The following is a 14,750-nucleotide window of genomic DNA, read 5'->3' as shown; positions in this document are numbered from 1 at the left end:
CCCGTTTGGGTAAGCAAAAAAGGAATAGTGAATGGAAGATTTGAATGTTGTCGACAGCATAAACGGTGCGGGCACCTGGCTGGTGCGCAACCAGGAACTGCTGTTGAGCTATGCCGTCAACATCGTTGCGGCCATCGCGATTGTCATTATCGGTATGATCGTGGCGCGCATTGTATCAAATACCGTTAACCGCCTGATGCTGGCGCGTAAAATTGATGCCACCGTTGCCGACTTCCTCTCTGCACTGGTGCGTTACGGTATTATCGCTTTCACGCTGATTGCCGCTCTGGGCCGCGTTGGGGTGCAAACGGCCTCCGTGATCGCCGTGCTCGGTGCCGCAGGTTTAGCCGTCGGTTTGGCGCTGCAAGGCTCGCTGTCTAACCTCGCCGCAGGTGTCCTGCTGGTAATGTTCCGTCCGTTCCGTGCAGGTGAGTATGTCGATCTCGGCGGCGTGGCCGGAACCGTGCTCAATGTGCAGATTTTCTCCACCACTATGCGCACCGTTGACGGTAAGATTGTCGTGATCCCGAACGGTAAAATCATCGCCGGGAACATCATTAACTTCTCTCGTGAACCGGTTCGTCGTAACGAATTTATTATCGGTGTAGCCTACGATTCCGATATCGATCAAGTGAAAAAAATCCTCACCGATATCATCCAGTCTGACGAGCGAATCATTAAAGATCGTGAAATGACGGTGCGCCTGAATGAGCTGGGTGCTTCCTCAATTAATTTCGTCGTACGCGTCTGGAGCAACAGCAGCGATCTGCAAAGCGTCTACTGGGACGTTCTGGAGCGTATTAAACGAGAATTTGACGCCAACGGCATCAGTTTCCCGTATCCGCAGATGGATGTGAACTTCAAGCGTGTGAAAGAGAGCGCTGCAGAGTAATCGCGTGCCCGGTGGCGCTATCGCTTACCGGGCCTACAAAATCTCCAGGCCGGACAAGGCACCACCCGCATCTTCCCTCCTGGTATTAATTCCTCTTATCCCTGATTAAAATTATCAATTTCCGCTAATGATTTTCCCGCGCTATAGTCTGCTCCTAAGAGAAACAGTTCGGGATGATTAACGTGTTATCGTATTACTTTCAAGGGCTTGTGCTTGGTGCAGCCATGATACTTCCGCTTGGCCCGCAAAACGCCTTCGTGATGAACCAGGGCATTCGCCGCCAGTATCACATCATGATTGCTTTACTCTGTGCTATCAGCGATTTAGTGCTGATTTGTGCCGGGATCTTTGGCGGTAGCGCCTTGCTGATGCAGTCGCCGTGGTTGATGGCTCTGGTCACCTGGGGCGGAGTGGCGTTTCTGCTCTGGTACGGTTTTGGTGCGTTAAAAACGGCGATGAGCAGCAATCTGGAACTGGCCAGCGCTGAAGTAATGAAGCAGGGGCGCTGGAAAATCATCGCTACTATGCTGGCGGTGACCTGGCTCAATCCCCATGTTTACCTGGATACCTTTGTGGTGCTGGGGAGTCTGGGGGGGCAACTGGACGTTGAGCCGAAGCGCTGGTTTGCGCTAGGAACCGTCAGCGCTTCGTTCCTGTGGTTCTTCGGTCTGGCATTGTTGGCGGCCTGGCTGGCTCCGCGTCTGCGCACTGCTAAAGCGCAGCGCATCATCAATACGCTGGTAGGATTAGTGATGTGGTTTATTGCTTTTCAACTGGCAAAAGAAGGTGTTGCGCACGTTCAAGCGTTGTTCAACTAAGTGTTGTCTGATGGACAACGCAGCGAGATCGGCTAAGCTTGCCTGCATGTGCCCTGAGTTTCGGGGTAATTATTGAAACATGGAGGAACGACCGTGAAGTTCAAAATAATGGCCCTGGCGGCATTAATCGGATTCAGCGCACTATCGGTACAGGCAAATGAGTTGCCAAATGGACCGCACATCGTGACTTCCGGAACGGCAAGCGTGGATGCGACACCAGACATCGCCACGCTGGCAATTGAAGTGAACGTTGCTGCCAAGGATGCGGCGTCAGCGAAGAAGCAGGCTGATGAGCGCGTGGCGCAATATCTGTCTTTCCTTGAACAGAACCAGATAGCGAAGAAAGACATTAGCGCGGCCAACCTGCGTACCCAACCGGACTACGACTACCAGAATGGTAAAAGTATCCTCAAAGGGTATCGTGCGGTGCGCACCGTTGAAGTCACGCTGCGCCAACTGGACAAACTTAACGCTCTGCTCGATGGCGCGCTGAAAGCGGGTCTGAATGAGATCCGTTCGGTATCACTGGGCGTTGCCCAACCGGATGCTTACAAAGATAAAGCGCGTAAAGCGGCAATTGATGATGCAATTCATCAGGCTGAACAGCTGGCCGCGGGCTTTAACAGTAAACTGGGTCCCGTTTACAGCGTGCGCTACCACGTTTCCAATTATCAGCCGAGCCCGATGGTTCGGATGATGAAAGCAGATGCCGCACCTGCTGCCTCTGCTCAGGAAACCTACGAACAGCCAGTTATTCAGTTTGACGATCAGGTTGATGTGGTCTTCCAGCTCGAACCCGCGGCGGGTCAGCCAGCAGCAGCGCCTGCCAAAACGCAGTAATCTTTTCAGACCCGGCTTTCCAGCCGGGTTTTTTCTGTGATCAACTGTAAAAATGAGACTTCACATCCGGTCTTTTTTTTCGCCGTAATGAGGATAGGCCATAGCGATTTTTAAGGGGACGCTATGGATATTTTTATCTCAAAAAAGATGCGTAATTTCATTCTGCTGGCGCAAACCAATAACATCGCCAGAGCGGCAGAAAAAATACATATGACCGCATCACCTTTCGGTAAAAGCATTGCCGCACTGGAAGATCAAATCGGCTATACGCTATTTACCCGCAAAGATAACAACATTAGCCTGAATAAAGCCGGACAAGAGTTGTATCAGAAGCTGTTTCCCGTCTATCAGCGCCTTTCTGCCATTGATAACGAAATCCATAACACCTCTCGCCGCTCGCGGGAAATCGTCATCGGCATCGACAATACCTACCCAACGATTATTTTTGACCAGTTGATCAGCCTTGGCGATAAGTATGACGGCGTGACGGCTCAGGCCGTTGAATTCAGCGAAAATGGGGTGATTGATAACCTGTTCGATCGAAAACTGGATTTTATTATCTCGCCGCAGCACGTTTCCCCCCGCGTGCAGGGGCTGGAAAATATGGCGATCAGCGAACTGCCTCCGCTGCGTCTGGGCTTTCTCGTTTCCCGGCGCTACGAAGAAAAACAGCCGCAGGATCTGTTGCGCGAGCTGCCCTGGCTGCAAATGCGTTTCCAGAATCGCGCCAACTTTGAGGCGATGCTGGATGCTTACATGCGACCCTGTGGGATCAACCCGACGATTATCTATCGTCCGTACAGCTTTATGGCGAAGATTAGCGCGGTGGAGCGTGGGCAGTTTTTGACGGTGATCCCGTATTTCGCCTGGCGCCTGGTGAACCCGTCGACGCTGAAATATTTCGATGCGCCCGGTAACCCAATGTATATGCAGGAGTTTCTGTATTCGCTGAAAAATCATCGCTATACCGCCACCATGCTCCAGCATATTGCTGAAGATCGTGACGGTACGGCAAGTTAACCGAGCATCGAGCCTGTTTCGAGAAGATTGCGATGCAGATCGAACGCATGGCTGAGATCGTGATGGATATGCCCGCCGGGCGCTTTTTCCAGATAGCGGTGCAGGTAGTCCCGGTAAAGCGGATGCGCACAGTTATCGATAATCGTGTGCGCCCGCTGCATCGGAGATAAACCACGCAGATCGGCAATGCCCTGTTCAGTGACGATCACTTTCACACTATGCTCGCTGTGATCGACATGGCTGCACATCGGCACGATAGTGGATATTTTCCCGCCTTTGGCAATCGACGGGGCCATAAAAATCGACAGATAGGCGTTACGCTCGAAATCGCCGCTACCGCCGATGCCGTTCATCAGGTTGACGCCCGCAACGTGCGTGGAATTAGCATGGCCGTAGATATCAAACTCCAGACCAACATTGAGCGCAATGACGCCCAACCGACGAATGATTTCCGGGTTATTGGAGATCTCCTGCGGGCGCAGCACAATCCGGCTGGCGAAGAAGTCCATGTTGTCGTAAATCTTCTGTAGCGACGGGGCTGAAATGGTCAGACTGGAAGCGCTGGCACCGGTTATCTTGCCCGTTTCCAGCAGATGCACCACCGACTCCTGTAGCACCTCCGAATACATCATAAAGGGCGGGATATCCGGATTCTCCCCCAGTCGCGCCATCACCGCGTTGTTGATATTACCCACGCCGCTTTGTAAGGGCAGAAACTCAGCTGGAATGCGTTTGTGCGCCATTTCTGCCAGCAGAAAGGTGACCACGTTATCGGCAATTTGTTGGCTGACCGGATTGGTTTTATCCGACGCATTTCCGGCATCGGGCAGTTCGGTATCCACCACCGCGACCACTTTCCTGGGGTCTATCTGCACACACTGGCTACCTACGCGATCCATGGTATGAAAAATGGGCACGCTGTTACGCCGCGGCGGTGCGCCGGGTATCACGATGTCGGCAAACTCTGCCACGCGCGGATTATGGTAATGATTCAGCTCGATAATTACTTTTTTCGCCCGCAGTAGCCAGGTGGGCGCGTTACCAATGCCGCTGGAAAGCCAAATCCGGCCGTCTGGCGCAATCGCGGAGGCTTCAATAACGGCAACGTCGATCTCGCCAAAAAAGCCGTAATTAACCATCTGTGCGACCTCGCTCAAATGGAGATCGACAAACCTCACCTGGCCCTGATTAATTTTCTCACGCAGGCCAGATGATGTTTGATAAGGCGCACGCCAGGAAACGGCATCCGCCGCAGACAGGGCATCATCAGCGGCGGCGCCAATTGATGCCCCGGTCAGCAGACGGATCTGAAAAGGCTGCCCGGTTTGATGTTGCTCGCAGGCGCGTTGGGCAATTGCGCTGGGTAACGCTTTTGGCGAACCCGCGGGGGTAAAGCCGCTGAACGCCACCATATCATCGTGCTGGATAATTTCTGCCGCCTGTTCGGCGCTCATCCGTTTCATGGCCGTCTCCTTCCTCAGACGTGATTAATGGCCGACAAAATTAGGTTTACGTTTTTCCATAAATGCGTTCATCCCTTCCTGATAATCCTCGCTGTCGTACACCGCGCGGCGCATGCCCTGAATGCGCTCGAACTCATCGGAATTCATGGTGTGCGCTTCACCCAGCACGCGCAGCTCTTCTTTAATGACGGCGATCGCCAGCGGTGCTTTCTCCGAGATGTGGTGCGCCATTTGCAGAGTGAAATCCTCCAGTTCGTCTACAGGAACCACATGGTTGAGGATCCCGACGGCCATCGCACGCTGAGCGGTAATCGGCGAAGCGGTAAAAATCAGCTCTTTAACGATGTGAAAACCGGCGTCGCGAGTCAGGTTGTGGATGCCTACCAGGTTATACGGCACGCCGAGGTTGACCGGGGTCATCGAGAAGGTGGATGTTTCAGCGGCGATGATCAGATCGGAACTCATGATCATCTCAAATGCGCCGCCCCAGACGCTGCCTTCAACCATAGAGATCACCGGCTTCGGATATTTTTGGATCATGCGGGTTATCTGACGCAGCGGATCGTCATAAGAGAGCGGATCGCGGCGTCCGGTGGGGAGTTCATGAATATCATGCCCGGCAGAGAACACTTTGGCCCCGCTCGGGGCGCGCAGAATAATGCAGCGAATTTCCGCACGATTGAGGTCGCTCAGCGCCTGCATCAGATCGTCAATAAACACTTTGCTCAGGGCGTTGAGCTTGCGGGCGTAGTTGAACTCAATAACCGCGACTTTCTGGATGATGACCACGTTGACGTATTGATAAGACATAATGTTCTCTTTAGTGAAAGTAATGATGCTGGATAAATTCGCTGATGTGCCGCAGACCGGTACGCGGCGACAGATCGTTATTTTTGACGGCCTGTAGCGTCTGCTGGAAATAACGGTCGAAATCAGTACGGGCAAACAGCAGATGCAGTGCTTCTTCTTCAGCCTGACGATGTAACCAGTCCACCGCCTGCTGCTGGCGGACTTTTTCAAGTCGACCGCTGGCGGTAAGGCACGTTTTAAAGTCGGTTATCGCCAGCCAAACCTCCTCAATACCGCGTTTTTCCAGCGCGCTACAGGTCAGAACCTGCGGCAGCCACTCGTCATATTTGCGGCGCAGAATATGCAGGGCGGATTCGTACATATGGCGGGCGATGGCAACGTTGGTATGGTTATCACCGTCGTCTTTGTTGATGACGACCAGATCAGCCATTTCCATCAGGCCTTTTTTGATGCCCTGCAAATCGTCACCACCGCCGGCGATTTGCAGTGAGATAAAGCAATCCACCATACCTGCGACTTCGGTTTCTGACTGTCCAACGCCGACGGTTTCCACAATCACCACGTCAAAGCCCGCCGCTTCGCACAGCAGCATTAATTCGCGGGCGCACTGGCTGGCGCCACCTAAATGCCCGCTGGAAGGTACCGGGCGAATAAACGCAGATTCGGCGCGTGCCAGTTCCGTCATGCGGGTTTTATCACCGAGAATACTGCCGCCGCTGACCGGGCTGCTGGGATCGACGGCGATCACCGCCACGCGTAACCCCTGGCGAATCAACAGCATGCCGAAGGCTTCCAGAAAGGTGCTTTTCCCCGCGCCCGGCGTACCGGTTATCCCCAAGCGCAGGGCGTTACCGGTGAACGGCATAATCGCGTCGAGCAATTGCGTACTGAGCGGCTGGTGGCGCGGGTGGCTGCTTTCGATCAGCGTCATCGCCTGGGCGAGCGTAGCCCGTTCGCCAAGTCGCAACCGACGGACGGTATCCTCAAGCGTGGCGGCGTTAATCATGATGCTGACTGATACGGGTTAACACATCGCGGACGCTGTCGAGCATTGGCGTGCCGGGGCCATAAATAGCGGCCACGCCATGCTCGTGCAGGAAAGCGTAATCCTGTGGCGGAATTACCCCTCCGGCGATGACGCAAATATCCTCGCGTCCCCAGCTTTTGAGCGCGGTGACCAGCTCTGGGATCAATGTTTTATGACCCGCCGCCAGCGATGATGCGCCAACCACATGGACATCGTTTTCTACCGCCAGACGGGCAATTTCCTCTGGAGTGGAGAACATCGGGCTGAGGTCGACATCGAAACCGAGATCGGAGTAGGCGCTGGCGATCACTTTTGCGCCGCGATCGTGGCCATCCTGACCCATCTTGGCGATCAGAATGCGCGGACGGCGGCCATTTTCTGCGAGGAACTGTTCGGTTTGCGCAACAATGGCGTCGAACTCATCGGCGGATTTATCAGACTGGTGATAGCTTTGCGCAATCACCCCGGTGACGCACTGGCTGGGAACCAGATAGCGATCAAAGGCGGCTTCCAGCGCGTCGGAGATTTCACCGAGCGTGGCGCGAACGCGGGCGGCGTTGACGGCGGCTGCCAGCAGGTTTTCATTATGCTGCGCGGCGTGGGTCAGCGCGGATAGCGCGGCGTTAACGGCATCACTTTCGCGGGTGGCGCGGATATGCTGCAGTGAGGCAATCTGCTCGTTGCGCACCTTCACGTTGTCGATCTCCAGCACCGACGTCTCGTCTTCTTTATCCAGCTTGTACTTATTCACGCCGACGATGACGCGTTTACCCTGGTCGATCAGCGATTGTTCACGCGCGGAGGCTTCTTCGATCATCCGTTTAGGCAATCCGGCTTCGATCGCCTTCGCCATGCCGCCAGCCTCATCTATCTGCTTGATGATCGTGCGCGCCTGCTTCACGATTTGATCGGTCAGAGACTCCACGTAATACGATCCGGCCAGCGGATCAACAGTGCGGCAGATCTCTGACTCTTCCTGAATGATGATCTGCGTATTACGCGCAATACGGGCGGAAAAATCGGTGGGCAGACCGAGCGCCTCATCAAAGGCGTTGGTATGCAGGGACTGAGTGCCGCCAAGCGTGGCGCCGAGCGCTTCAATGGTGGTACGCACCACGTTGTTGTACGGGTCCTGCTCAGTCAGACTCCAGCCGGACGTCTGGCAATGGGTACGCAGAGCGAGAGATTTCGGGTTAGTCGCACCAAAACTGCTGACCGCTTCGCTCCACAAATACCGCGCCGCGCGCAGCATGGCGACGTTCATAAACAGATCCATACCGATGCCGAAGAAGAACGACAGGCGTGGGGCGAAGTCATCAATTTTCAGCCCGGCGGAAAGCGCGGCCTTGATGTATTCAATTCCGTCTGCCAGCGTAAATGCCACCTGCTGTACGCAGTTCGCCCCAGCTTCACCCATGTGGTAACCGCTGATGCTGATGGTGTTAAAACGCGGCATGTTGCCGGAGCACCAGGCGATGATGTCAGCGATAATGCGCATGGAGGGTTTTGGTGGATAAATATAGGTGTTGCGGCACAGGTACTCTTTCAGAATATCGTTCTGAATGGTTCCGGTGAGCTGTTCCGGCGTTACGCCTTGTTCTTCAGCAGCGACGATATAAAACGCCAGCACCGGCAGCACCGCGCCGTTCATGGTCATCGATACCGACATCTTATCCAGCGGGATCTGATCGAACAGCACCTTCATATCTTCGACGGTATCGATCGCCACACCCGCTTTGCCGACGTCACCCGCCACGCGCGGGTTGTCTGAGTCATAACCGCGATGGGTGGCAAGGTCAAAGGCGACGGAAAGCCCTTTTTGCCCGGCGGCGAGGTTGCGGCGGTAAAAGGCGTTGGACTCTTTGGCGGTAGAGAAACCGGCGTATTGGCGAATGGTCCACGGCTGCGCGGTATACATGGTGGCGCGTGGGCCGCGCACGTAAGGCGGCAGACCGGGGAGGGTGCCTGTTACTTCCAGATTATCGAGGTCCGCTTCGGTGTACAGCGGCTTGATGGCAATCCCTTCCGCCGTCTGTCTTTCCAGCGACTCAACGGTTTTTTCCCGTCGACTGAGTTCTTTGTTGGCGAGTGTTTGCCACTCCTGCACGTTTGCCATTTTCTGCTCCGTATTACGCAATAAGTTGAATCTTTGCGAATACGGTGTGCTTTTTCATTTGGCTTGTCGCCAGCAAAAAATAGCCAACAGGACGTCGTTTTTTGCCGCGTGGCGTGTTTTATTTTGTGATTTATTTCAAAGACGTGGCGGGAATAGCATGAAAAGTCGATAGAGTCATACATGCCGGATTGGCAAAGCCGATCCGGCATTCGTGCGATGAATTAATCCTGACGCAACACCTTGTGTCCGTATTCCAGCAGCGCGTCGGTAACGTTGCGCATCATGCGGCTTTCCGGCGCAAAGCGGTGCCAGTACAGCATCCGCCGCTGGAACAGGCCTGGCGTTAAGTCGATCAGCTCGCCGCTTTCCAGTTCTTTCTCAATCTGTAAGTGTGGGATCATGCAGCAGGTGGTTCCCTGACGCGCCAACTGGACGAAAGCTTCAGACGAGTTAACGATGTGGCACGGCACGCTGCCCGGCGGCAGGTCGAAGTTTTGTTGTAAGAACGCCTGATGCATATCATCAAGATGGTCAAACGCTACCGCCGGGGCTTTCAGCAGGGCGGAGCGGGTGACGCCGTTAGGGAAATAACGCTCGGCGAATGGTTTAGAGCCAACAAACAGGTAGTCCAGCGCGCCAAGTTTATCCACCAGACAGCTTGGCAGCGCCTGATGTTGAATACTCACCGCACCGACCACTTCACCACGACGCAGACGTTCCTGGGTGCGCGTTTCATCTTCAACCTGCAGGTTCAGGCGAATCGGTGAATTGGCCAGTACCGGGGCCAGCGCCGGAAGTAACCACGTCGCCAGACTGTCGGCGTTCACCGCCAGCGAGAGCAGCAGTGGCGTCGAGCCGGTTTGTTCATCGCCCAACCACTCGTCTTCCAGCAGTTCAACCTGACGCAAAAGTGCCAGCAGTTTCTGCCCCTGTTCGGTAGGGCGTGGTGGTACGGTACGCACCAGCAGCGGTTGTCCGAACATATTCTCAAGCTGTTTTATGCGTTGTGAAACTGCGGATTGCGTGATGCACAGCTTTTGCGCCGCGCGCTCAAATCCCCGTTCACGAATAACCGCATCCAGTGCTTGTAGTGTTCTGTAGTCCGGACGTTTCATTGCTTTGACGCACTCCTGAAATTTTTGCTTGTTCTGCACTATGACACAAATTTAGGTTGGGTAAAGACGAAATCCGCCGCTTGCGAGCGGGTGTGGGGACATTTTTCTGCACAATGTTCTATAATGCGCATGAATTTTTCCACCATATTCACACCACAGGCGAAACGATCATGACGCAGGATGAACTGAAAAAAGCAGTAGGATGGGCGGCACTTCAGTATGTACAGCCCGGCACCATTGTGGGCGTAGGTACCGGTTCAACAGCCGCACACTTTATTGATGCGCTGGGCACAATGAAAGGTCAGATTGAAGGCGCAGTGTCCAGCTCGGACGCATCGACTGAAAAACTGAAAAGCCTCGGTATCCACGTATTCGATCTTAACGAAGTGGACAGCCTTGGCGTATACGTTGATGGCGCAGATGAAATTAACGGGCATATGCAGATGATCAAAGGCGGCGGCGCAGCGCTGACCCGTGAAAAAATCATTGCTTCGGTGGCGAAGAAATTTATCTGCATTGCCGATGCGTCCAAAGAAGTCGATATTCTTGGCAACTTCCCGCTGCCGGTGGAAGTGATCCCAATGGCGCGCAGCGCTGTCGCTCGTCAGTTGGTGAAGTTGGGCGGTCGTCCTGAATATCGTCAGGGCGTAGTGACGGACAACGGCAACGTGATCCTTGATGTGCACGGCCTGGAGATCCTTGACGCTGTGGCCATGGAAAACGCCATCAATGCGATTCCGGGCGTAGTAACCGTAGGTCTGTTCGCCAATCGTGGTGCGGATGTGGCGCTGATTGGCACACCGGACGGCGTGAAAACTATCGTAAAATGATCTGACGGGAGCGTCTTCTCCCGTTAAAAAAATTTTGGCAGGGCAAATTTGGTGACTTGTGTCACGTTTATAATATTGTCCTGCCGATCCCTCCAAAGAAAAACTTATCGCCAGTATTTTCCTCTGACAATTCCCGCTGAATGACATTTCCTCAGCATGACGACGCAAACGTTCATATTGCCGCAATATTATTTTTTGATATGTTGAAGAGGAGGATGAAAATCCCACACACAACACATTAGTTTGAACAAAAAAGACAGGGTCGGGGAAATGGCAAAGGTATCACTGGAGAAAGAGAAGATTAAATTTCTGCTGGTTGAAGGCGTGCATCAAAAAGCACTCGAAAGCCTTCGTGCAGCAGGTTATACCAACATCGAGTTTCATAAAGGCGCTCTGGACACTGAACAGCTGAAAGAGTCCATCCGTGATGCCCACTTCATTGGCCTGCGATCCCGAACCCATCTGACTGAAGATGTGATTGACGCCGCAGAGAAACTGGTCGCAATTGGCTGCTTCTGCATTGGTACCAATCAGGTTGATCTGAGCGCGGCGGCAAAACGCGGGATCCCAGTGTTTAACGCGCCGTTCTCTAACACGCGTTCCGTTGCTGAACTGGTGATTGGCGAACTGCTTCTACTGCTACGCGGCGTCCCCGAAGCGAACGCCAAAGCACATCGGGGCGTGTGGAATAAACTGGCTACCGGCTCGTTTGAAGCGCGTGGCAAAAAACTGGGGATCATCGGCTATGGCCACATTGGCACTCAGTTGGGCATTCTGGCGGAATCGCTGGGGATGCACGTTTACTTCTATGATATTGAAAATAAACTGCCGTTAGGTAATGCCACGCAGGTACAGCATCTTTCCGACCTGCTGAATATGAGCGATGTGGTCAGCCTCCACGTGCCGGAAAACGCCTCCACCAAAAATCTGATGGGCGCGCGTGAGATTGCGCTGATGAAACCAGGTGCACTGCTGATCAACGCCGCTCGCGGTACGGTTGTCGATATTCCTGCGCTGTGTGATGCGCTGGCAACGAAGCATCTGGCGGGAGCGGCCATCGACGTCTTCCCAACGGAGCCTGCAACCAACAGCGATCCTTTCACTTCGCCGCTGTGTGATTTCGACAACGTGATCCTGACGCCGCATATCGGTGGTTCCACGCTGGAAGCGCAGGAAAACATCGGCCTTGAAGTAGCGGGTAAGCTGACGAAGTATTCCGACAACGGTTCTACGCTGTCTGCCGTGAACTTCCCGGAAGTATCGCTGCCGCTGCATGGTGGTCGTCGTCTGATGCACATTCACGAAAACCGTCCCGGCGTACTGACGGCGCTGAACCAGATTTTTGCCGAGCAGGGCGTCAACATTGCCGCGCAGTATCTGCAGACTTCCGCACAGGTAGGTTACGTGGTTATTGATATTGAAGCGGATGAAGATGTGGCGGAGAAAGCGTTGCTGGCGATGAAAGCTCTTCCGGGAACCATTCGCGCTCGTCTGCTGTACTGATTTCCTTTTAACGGGCAGGCTGCTGGCCTGCCCATCTTTCCTCTGATTTCCCTGCCTCAAAATCTCTTCCTGTAACGCATACATTCTGTTTTCGAGCCTTGCCGCAATTGGTAATTAAAGGCTGCGCTCTGCGTTGTACATCAATAAAAGGAATTTACGCCAGGGGCTCAGCATCGTGCTGAAACGGGAAAGCCCCTACCGAAGCAGGGGGCTTTAAAAAGGAAAAGGACGATGATGAGATACGTCATCATGCTGCTGATCCTGTTAATCATCGCTTACCCAGCATATTAACAGAGAGTACGCAGGAGGGAGGTTCGCCTTCCTCACCCTTCACCGAGGAATTTAGGTCAAAAAAACGACGCTGTCAATCGCTAAAAAACGGCTACCACTGCCAGATTTTGGATGGCGTCACCACCGCAGGCAGCGGGATATCCCATTCTTCAACAGGCAGCTTTTCTACTCGCTGACAATCGTGCGCGTAGCCTACGGGCTGGATCTTATGCTGCTGCCAGTTTTGTAGCGTGCGGTCATAAAATCCGCCGCCCATGCCCAGGCGTTGCCCATATTCATCAAACGCCACTAACGGCGTAATCAGTACATCCAGCCGTGACAGCGGTAATACGTCACGTACATCAAGCCGGGGTTCCTGAATTTTTAAGCGATTGGTTACCAGGTCGCTATGCGGATGATAGTGCAGGAACAGCAAATTACCGGCGCTGAAGGGATGAAGAACCGGAAGATAAACGCGCTTGCCCGCTCGCCACAGCTGATCTATTAGCGGCTGGGTATCGAGTTCGCCATCGAACGAGAGGAATACTGCCACCGTATGAGCGAGTACAACAGGGGGAAAGCTGAGCATTCGGGTCGCGGCCTGCTGACCGTACTGATGCTGCTGCTCAGAGGTAAGCGCACGTCGACGCTGACGAATCAGTTGACGAATTTCTTGCCGGGATAAAGGGAGTTCAGAAAGTAGTGTCATGGCTGTTGCCAGGTAGAAGGGAATCTCCGAGATGCCGCCGCAGGCTGTAACCCTTGAACCCTTGGTTCAAGGTGAATGCGTCGTCACAGTTTTAAGGCTTCTCGGACGAGCCGAGCATGCTCACCAACCGTGGAGCGCCACATTCTTGTGGTATGAAATATCGGCTCAGGGGACTGGCCCGCTTGCAAACATCTCAGAGAAATTTTGTCTTCACGGTCACTCTACCACAGTAAACCGAAAAGTGTTATTCAAAGTTTTGGCCCGTTTTTTCGGTTATGCGACCCTGATCAAGCAACGCTTGTTCGATGGTCTGTTGTAGCATCCGAATACGTTGTTCCATGCTCGCCGCGTACTCACGCGTCTTCGCTTTTTCCTGAGTTAATTCATAGCTGATGTTCAACGCGGCGATGAAAACCAACTGCTCAGTATTTGTGACTCTAGTGCGAACTTTCAGATCTTGCAATCGCTGATTCAGATCGTCCGCAGCCTGATTCAACGCATCCCTTTGTTCAGGCGGGCAATTCACTCGCAGTGAACGGCCAAATATTTGGATATCGACGGGTTGTGCAGACATGCCACCTTCCTGCTGATTGACTGCGCTGCCTTCGTCTCCAGACCGTGGGTCCGCGAAGGGGCGACACTATAGCTACCCTGGTATCAAGATACAAGCCCTTTTCTGGTTCACCAGGGTCCAAAGTGGTAGCATATCATGAATATCCTCCCTTTGATGACGAATGCTTATGTCTATACAGAACGAAATGCCTGGTTACAACGAAGTTAGCCAGTTTTTGAACCAACAAGGGGCCGGATTGACCCCCGCCGAAATGCACGGTTTGATCAGCGGGATGATTTGCGGTGGCAACAACGACAGCTCATGGCAGCCGCTGTTGCACGACCTGACGAACGAAGGTCTGGCCTTCGGTCACGAGCTGGCTCAGGCGCTGCTGAAAATGCACTCTGCCACCAGCGATGCGCTGGAAGATGATGGCTTCCTTTTTCAGCTTTATCTGCCTGAAGGCGATGACGTTAGCGTGTTTGATCGCGCCGATGCGCTGGCGGGGTGGGTTAACCACTTTTTGCTGGGCCTCGGTGTGACGCAACCGAAGCTCGACAAGGTGACAGGTGAAACCGGGGAAGCGATTGACGACCTGCGCAATATCGCTCAGTTGGGATATGACGAAGACGAAGATCAGGAAGAGCTGGAAATGTCGCTCGAAGAGATCATCGAATACGTGCGCGTAGCCGCCTTGCTGTGCCATGACACGTTTACGCGTCAGCAGCCGACCGCGCCGGAAGTCCGTAAACCGACTCTGCATTAAGAACAAAACGCCAAGGAG

14 protein-coding genes and 1 other RNA gene are annotated in these 14,750 nt (G+C 53.8%); 7 read left to right on the top strand and 8 right to left on the bottom strand.

Annotated elements, in window-relative coordinates:
• Positions 1-31: 31 nt before the first annotated feature.
• The 4 genes from OGX91_RS17160 (at position 32) to srsR (ending at position 3,570) form a co-directional block, all read left to right on the top strand.
• Positions 32-892 (top strand): small-conductance mechanosensitive channel MscS, encoded by an 861-nt coding sequence (locus tag OGX91_RS17160; RefSeq protein WP_043017526.1) that lies wholly within the window; start codon positions 32-34, stop codon positions 890-892.
• A 182-nt stretch (positions 893-1,074) separates the two neighbouring features.
• Complete coding sequence (argO, locus tag OGX91_RS17155) at positions 1,075-1,710, top strand: arginine exporter ArgO (RefSeq protein WP_040232272.1); 636 nt, start codon at positions 1,075-1,077, stop codon at positions 1,708-1,710.
• Between the two features lie 93 nt (positions 1,711-1,803).
• Positions 1,804-2,550 (top strand): oxidative stress defense protein, encoded by a 747-nt coding sequence (locus OGX91_RS17150; protein ID WP_005123328.1) that lies wholly within the window; start codon positions 1,804-1,806, stop codon positions 2,548-2,550.
• Positions 2,551-2,673: 123 nt separating this feature from the next.
• The gene (srsR, locus tag OGX91_RS17145) at positions 2,674-3,570 is read left to right on the top strand and encodes a LysR family transcriptional regulator SrsR (RefSeq protein ID WP_040232116.1); all 897 of its coding nucleotides are present in this window, start codon (positions 2,674-2,676) and stop codon (positions 3,568-3,570) included.
• Here the strand turns inward: srsR and scpC are convergent.
• From scpC to argP, 5 genes are all read right to left on the bottom strand, one after another.
• A complete protein-coding gene (scpC, locus tag OGX91_RS17140; RefSeq protein ID WP_149692360.1) occupies positions 3,567-5,033 on the bottom strand; it encodes a succinyl-CoA:acetate CoA-transferase ScpC in 1,467 nt (488 codons plus the stop codon). The two genes, srsR and scpC, sit on opposite strands and share 4 nt — an antisense overlap.
• Positions 5,034-5,057: 24 nt before the next feature.
• On the bottom strand, positions 5,058-5,843 hold the full coding sequence (gene scpB / locus OGX91_RS17135) for a methylmalonyl-CoA decarboxylase (protein ID WP_149692359.1): 786 nt from the start codon (positions 5,841-5,843) through the stop codon (positions 5,058-5,060).
• Between the two features lie 10 nt (positions 5,844-5,853).
• On the bottom strand, positions 5,854-6,849 hold the full coding sequence (gene meaB, locus OGX91_RS17130) for a methylmalonyl Co-A mutase-associated GTPase MeaB (RefSeq protein WP_199947101.1): 996 nt from the start codon (positions 6,847-6,849) through the stop codon (positions 5,854-5,856).
• On the bottom strand, positions 6,842-8,986 hold the full coding sequence (gene scpA / locus OGX91_RS17125) for a methylmalonyl-CoA mutase (protein WP_149692357.1): 2,145 nt from the start codon (positions 8,984-8,986) through the stop codon (positions 6,842-6,844). Before scpA ends, meaB begins: the two co-directional genes overlap by 8 nt.
• Before the next feature lie 221 nt (positions 8,987-9,207).
• Complete coding sequence (gene argP, locus OGX91_RS17120) at positions 9,208-10,101, bottom strand: DNA-binding transcriptional regulator ArgP (RefSeq protein ID WP_003026988.1); 894 nt, start codon at positions 10,099-10,101, stop codon at positions 9,208-9,210.
• 170 nt (positions 10,102-10,271) lie between these two features.
• Here argP and rpiA point away from each other — a divergent pair, with 170 nt between their 5' ends.
• Positions 10,272-10,931: a ribose-5-phosphate isomerase RpiA gene (rpiA, locus tag OGX91_RS17115; protein WP_003026986.1), complete on the top strand. Its 660-nt coding sequence runs from the start codon at positions 10,272-10,274 to the stop codon at positions 10,929-10,931.
• Positions 10,932-11,201: 270 nt separating this feature from the next.
• Positions 11,202-12,434 (top strand): phosphoglycerate dehydrogenase, encoded by a 1,233-nt coding sequence (gene serA, locus OGX91_RS17110; RefSeq protein ID WP_199947100.1) that lies wholly within the window; start codon positions 11,202-11,204, stop codon positions 12,432-12,434.
• Positions 12,435-12,816: 382 nt separating this feature from the next.
• Here serA and OGX91_RS17105 read toward each other — a convergent pair whose 3' ends face one another.
• The 3 genes from OGX91_RS17105 to zapA all read right to left on the bottom strand — a co-directional run bounded on the left by OGX91_RS17105 (position 12,817) and on the right by zapA (position 13,987).
• Complete coding sequence (locus OGX91_RS17105; protein WP_286626954.1) at positions 12,817-13,413, bottom strand: 5-formyltetrahydrofolate cyclo-ligase; 597 nt, start codon at positions 13,411-13,413, stop codon at positions 12,817-12,819.
• 19 nt (positions 13,414-13,432) lie between these two features.
• Positions 13,433-13,616, bottom strand: a non-coding RNA gene (ssrS, locus tag OGX91_RS17100) — 6S RNA.
• A 41-nt stretch (positions 13,617-13,657) separates the two neighbouring features.
• Entirely contained in the window at positions 13,658-13,987 is a 330-nt protein-coding gene (gene zapA, locus OGX91_RS17095) for a cell division protein ZapA (protein WP_003026980.1), read from the bottom strand.
• Between the two features lie 166 nt (positions 13,988-14,153).
• Here zapA and OGX91_RS17090 point away from each other — a divergent pair, with 166 nt between their 5' ends.
• Positions 14,154-14,732, top strand: coding sequence for a YecA/YgfB family protein (locus tag OGX91_RS17090; protein WP_003026978.1), 579 nt, complete (start codon positions 14,154-14,156; stop codon positions 14,730-14,732).
• Positions 14,733-14,750: the final 18 nt, after the last annotated feature.

This window comes from Citrobacter sp. Cpa228, from assembly GCF_030333085.1.
Taxonomy (GTDB): Bacteria; Pseudomonadota; Gammaproteobacteria; order Enterobacterales; family Enterobacteriaceae; genus Citrobacter; species Citrobacter pasteurii.
This window is presented reverse-complemented; position numbering and strand designations above follow the sequence as displayed.

Bases quoted from the DNA above. Each gene is read 5' to 3' on its own strand.
- argP (WP_003026988.1), bottom strand. From the start codon at position 10,101: ATGAAACGTCCGGACTACAGAACACTACAAGCACTGGATGCGGTTATT.
- OGX91_RS17090 (WP_003026978.1), top strand. From the start codon at position 14,154: ATGTCTATACAGAACGAAATGCCTGGTTACAACGAAGTTAGCCAGTTT.
- scpB (WP_149692359.1), bottom strand. From the start codon at position 5,843: ATGTCTTATCAATACGTCAACGTGGTCATCATCCAGAAAGTCGCGGTT.
- zapA (WP_003026980.1), bottom strand. From the start codon at position 13,987: ATGTCTGCACAACCCGTCGATATCCAAATATTTGGCCGTTCACTGCGA.
- OGX91_RS17105 (WP_286626954.1), bottom strand. From the start codon at position 13,413: ATGACACTACTTTCTGAACTCCCTTTATCCCGGCAAGAAATTCGTCAA.
- serA (WP_199947100.1), top strand. From the start codon at position 11,202: ATGGCAAAGGTATCACTGGAGAAAGAGAAGATTAAATTTCTGCTGGTT.
- scpC (WP_149692360.1), bottom strand. From the start codon at position 5,033: ATGAAACGGATGAGCGCCGAACAGGCGGCAGAAATTATCCAGCACGAT.
- scpA (WP_149692357.1), bottom strand. From the start codon at position 8,986: ATGGCAAACGTGCAGGAGTGGCAAACACTCGCCAACAAAGAACTCAGT.
- srsR (WP_040232116.1), top strand. From the start codon at position 2,674: ATGGATATTTTTATCTCAAAAAAGATGCGTAATTTCATTCTGCTGGCG.
- OGX91_RS17160 (WP_043017526.1), top strand. From the start codon at position 32: ATGGAAGATTTGAATGTTGTCGACAGCATAAACGGTGCGGGCACCTGG.
- meaB (WP_199947101.1), bottom strand. From the start codon at position 6,849: ATGATTAACGCCGCCACGCTTGAGGATACCGTCCGTCGGTTGCGACTT.
- rpiA (WP_003026986.1), top strand. From the start codon at position 10,272: ATGACGCAGGATGAACTGAAAAAAGCAGTAGGATGGGCGGCACTTCAG.